The sequence below is a fragment of the bacterium genome, assembly GCA_030247525.1.
Taxonomy (GTDB): domain Bacteria; phylum Electryoneota; class JAOADG01; order JAOADG01; family JAOADG01; genus JAOTSC01.
Map to the genome: position 1 here is coordinate 1 of JAOTSC010000229.1, position 4,284 is coordinate 4,284.

Sequence of the window (4,284 nt, forward strand, 5' to 3'; positions counted from 1 at the left end):
GAGTCGGCAGCGTCCGATTCGTTATCGCGCGAACAAAGCAAACTGGCTAACGACAGTAAAGCATTAGAGGAGCAAGTCGCTCAGACTGCGGACGATGTTGCAAAGAATCCTCAGTTAGGCGAACAAGACGCCCAGGAGTTCCGAGAAGCAACTAACCCGGAGCAAGCAGCTTCGCAACCACTCCGACAGTCGGCTAACTCGATGCAACAAAAACAGCCGAGCAACGGAAAGCAACAAGCAAAAAAAGGCGCTCAGCGAGCCGAGCAGTTAGCCCAGAAAATTGCCGACATGAACAAGAAACTGCGGGAGAATTCCAAGAAAGACTTAGCGAATAAAATGATGCGGCGGGTCGGAGAACTGCTCGAACTCTCGAAACAACAGCAAGCGATTTCTGACAAACTCGCTGTACTCGACGCCCGCACCGCGCAAGCCCGTACAATGGCGGAACAACAGGAAGCGTTACGGCGGGGATTAGCGCAAACCATCGACAGCATCGGCGCGTTGGGGCGGGAAACGTTCTTCCTGCCGCGAGGACTAACCGCCGAGTTGAAAAGCGCCGAAACCGGTATGGTACAAGCAACCCAAGCAATCACGGAACGTATGGGCGGCGCGCAACAGGGACAGCAAAGCGCCCGTACTGCCATGACTTCTGGAGCGGCAAAACTGATGGCGGCTATGGGGGATATGCAAAAAAGCTCTTCATCTACCGGTTACGAGGAGATGATGCAGGCGTTAGCCGAGATGGCACGTAAACAGGCTGAGATCAATGACAAAACCGGCGAGATGGCAGGGGAGCAAGGTTCACCGATGCCGATGCCGGGTGGTTCAGAACCGGATCCATCGATGCCTGGCGGGCAAACACCGGGTGGGCAAGCAGGTTTATCGCAGTTAGCCGCTGAACAAGGCGCATTGTCGAAAATGATGCAGCAACTCGAGCAGCAAGGCCAGCGGATGAAAGAATTGACTGGGCGGCTTGATGGCATCGGCGACCAAATGAGCGAAGCAGAGAAGGAGTTGCGGGATCGCACTGTCACCGAGCGTACGCAACGACTTCAACAAAATATTCTCACCCGTTTACTGGATGCACAACGCTCACTTCAGCGACAAGATTATTCACAAAAACGCGAATCAAAAAGCGGAAGCGATTTAGGCGGTAGAGTCGTGACTACCTTTGATCCCAATAGTGTTGAGAATCAACTTCGTCAACGACTTTTTGAATTGTCACGAATGGGAGTCGATCCGGTGTGGCAAAAACGGATTCGAGAGTATTGGCAGACAATGACAGTGGTCGTCGATTCTACCCGCTGAGGTGCACCAATCTTTCGATTTAGATAGTCCATACCATAGCGGTTATTGCATAATTGGCTGTCATATTCTCCACAATTCCTCAGAAAAGCTCACGTTGTAAAACAACAGCACACATTCCGTTTACTTCATCCCGGGATAGCGAACCCGCAGTTTTTTTTCCTCTGTATAAACCCGTACTTGCAAACACTCTCATCGAAATCGTACGTTGCAGTACATAAGGAAAAGTAACCCCTGTTAATGATGAAAACCGGCCCCTCATTCGTCCGAAGTCGAATCGATCCGAAGAGCAGTACATCTTCGGAGCAGGCAATTTCTCGGCTTGGCGAGAAGCTTATCGATGAGGGGATCGTAAGTGCTGAGCAGGTTTCCTCAGCATTGGAGATTCAACGCAAAGAGGGAAACGACCGGCGGCGAATTGGCGAGATTCTTGCCAATGATTTGAAATGCGACCGCGATGCAGTGTTCCGGACAATCGCAAAAATCTACGGGTTTCCCGATATCGATCTATCTGCAGAACCGATTGATGAATACCGGCTGAACTTTGTCCGTAGCTTTCTCGATTCGATTGGTTCCGAATCGGCAAAGCGATTAGCTTCTGCATTGCTCCTCCCCTTCAAAATCGATTATTCAAAAAATGAAGCCGTTGTATTTCTCACGGAAGACCCGACTGATCCAAAACTAAACTTGCTGTTGTTTCAACTCAAGGTTACCCGCTATGAACTGGCTTATGCCCCTCGACGGGACTTGGAACAATTATTCGGGAAAATTCAAACACCGCAAAATGAGTTTCTCCAGTTAATCGAAGAGATTTCAGGCGACTATGCCCCGACCATCGAACAGGAAGAAACCGAAGAAGAGATAACACTTGATCTCGAAACCAATCGCTCAGTGTTAACGAATTTGGTTGAAGGATGTCTGGTGGAGGCGGTGCGGCAGAATGCCAGCGACGTTCACATTTTACCACGTTCCAACAATAAAACCGAGTTCTGGTTTCGGGTCGATGGCAAGCTTCGATTGTGGCACGCTCAGGAAAATTTCAAACCGGAAACGATTTCTGCTATCGTGAAAGACCGAACTCGCAACGTTGACCGTTTTGTGTGGGACAGCTCACAAGACGGTTTTATCCAGCGACAAGTTGACAACGCTACGATACGTTTTCGTGTTAGTATCATGCCAATTGTAGCGCAGGACTATAAACGTAAATTCGAATCAATTGTCATTCGTGTTCTCGACGACCGAAAAGTGATCACCGATTTAACGAAACTGGGATTTCATAAACAGGCCCGCACTGATTTTGTTCGAGCCATCGAGAAACCGCAAGGGATGGTAATCTTGACCGGTCCGACCGGTAGTGGTAAATCGACGACATTGTTGGCAGCACTTTTTCAAGTTATGACTCCGGAAAAGAATGTCCTCACCATCGAAGACCCGGTCGAGTATATGATTCGCGATGCAAGGCAGATTAAACTCTCAAACGCATTGGATTTTGAGGGGGCAATCCGAGGTATTTTGCGCCATGACCCGGATATCGTCATGGTTGGCGAGATGCGCGACAAACTCACTGCGGAGATCGCGATAAAACTTGCAAACACAGGGCACTTGACATTCTCGACACTTCATACGAACGATGCGACGAGTGCGGTTTCGCGATTGTATAAAATGGGCATCGAGCCATTTCTAATTGCAACGGCAATGAATATCATCGTTGCCCAGCGATTGTTACGGACACTTTGCAAAAAGTGTAAGCGTCCGACAACGCAAATCGATCCGGCTCATGCAAAGCTACTGGGGTTTACCGATCAGGAAATTGCGGAATCCACATTTTACGAAGCGGTCGGCTGCGATGAGTGCAACAATGGTTACAAGGGTCGATGTGCAATCCACGAGGCTTTGTTCTTCTCCCGCGATGTCCGACATTTAATATTGAACAGTAAAGCTGATATCGACGAAGAAGGCCTACGTGAGTTAGCAGTATCGGAAGGGATGTACACCCTTCGCGCGAGCGGTCGAGAACGCATTAAAGAAGGTATAACCTCACTGGAAGAGGTCGTTGCGACGACATCGGAGGATTAGATGGCAAGACAATCCGGATATGCATTGGAGAAATTAGGCGAGATTACCAATCTCCCGACTCTTCCGAGTACTCTTCAAGAGATCATTATCAACATCCAAGATCCAAACATCGATTTCCGGACGTTGAAACAAATCATATATCGTGATCCACCGCTTGCCGCTCGAATCCTTCGAATAGCCAATAGCGCTTACTTCGGCCGGCGCGATCCGACTAGTTCGCTTGAAACGGCTTTTTTAATTCTTGGTTTAAATGAAGTCATCGCAATTGTATCCAGCATCGGCGTCGTGAATGCCTTCTCCCATGCTGGCAGTCACTCATTTGACCGAAGAATTCTTTGGAAACACAGCCTCTTAACTGGATTGACATCCCGATACTTTACCCGAAAATTAGAGTTCAGTTCCCGCACCGATGGAAACGAGTTTATTGCCGGCTTGTTGCACGACATCGGTCATATTATCATCAATTTATACTTTCCCGACGAATTCGGCGCTGTGCTTGAAGCATCGCAAAACGGTGCCAATCCTCTCGAAGCCGAGCGCGAATTGCTCGGGAACGACCATGCGGAACTTTCGGGTTATCTTGCCGAGCGGTGGCGGTTTCCCTCTTCGATGACCGAAGCGATGCGAAACCATCATCTCTCCATCCAACCTGACGAGCGTCCAGGAATTCTCAACGTTTTAAGGCTTGCTGACCGGGTTTGCTCATGGCGCGAAGGTGACGAACCGCCGATTACACCGGAGCAGTTATCGCAGCCGGAAGTTTTAGCGAACTTTTTTCCCGATTCGACAACCGACCAATTGAAGTCCTATGCCAATCGGTTGACTATCTTTCCCCAAGAGTTCGCAAAAATCGAGGAGTTATCGGAGGCGATGTTATGACGAATGACCACCGCACTCGCATTC

General features: G+C 49.3%; 3 protein-coding genes. All 3 read left to right on the forward strand.

Translation table 11 applies throughout. The features are described 5' to 3' along the window. The coding region (locus OEM52_14260) for a hypothetical protein (GenBank protein ID MDK9701299.1) at positions 1–1,308 on the forward strand (1,308 nt) is incomplete at its 5' end. A gap of 237 nt (positions 1,309–1,545) precedes the next feature. Beyond that, a complete protein-coding gene (locus tag OEM52_14265) occupies positions 1,546–3,381 on the forward strand; it encodes an ATPase, T2SS/T4P/T4SS family (protein MDK9701300.1) in 1,836 nt (611 codons plus the stop codon). Continuing rightward, positions 3,382–4,260, forward strand: coding sequence for an HDOD domain-containing protein (locus tag OEM52_14270; GenBank protein MDK9701301.1), 879 nt, complete (start codon positions 3,382–3,384; stop codon positions 4,258–4,260). It abuts the gene before it with no gap. Positions 4,261–4,284 lie beyond the last annotated feature (24 nt).

Excerpts from the sequence above, each read along its gene's own strand:
- OEM52_14270 (MDK9701301.1), top strand. The coding sequence starts at position 3,382 with ATGGCAAGACAATCCGGATATGCATTGGAGAAATTAGGCGAGATTACC.
- OEM52_14265 (MDK9701300.1), top strand. The coding sequence starts at position 1,546 with ATGATGAAAACCGGCCCCTCATTCGTCCGAAGTCGAATCGATCCGAAG.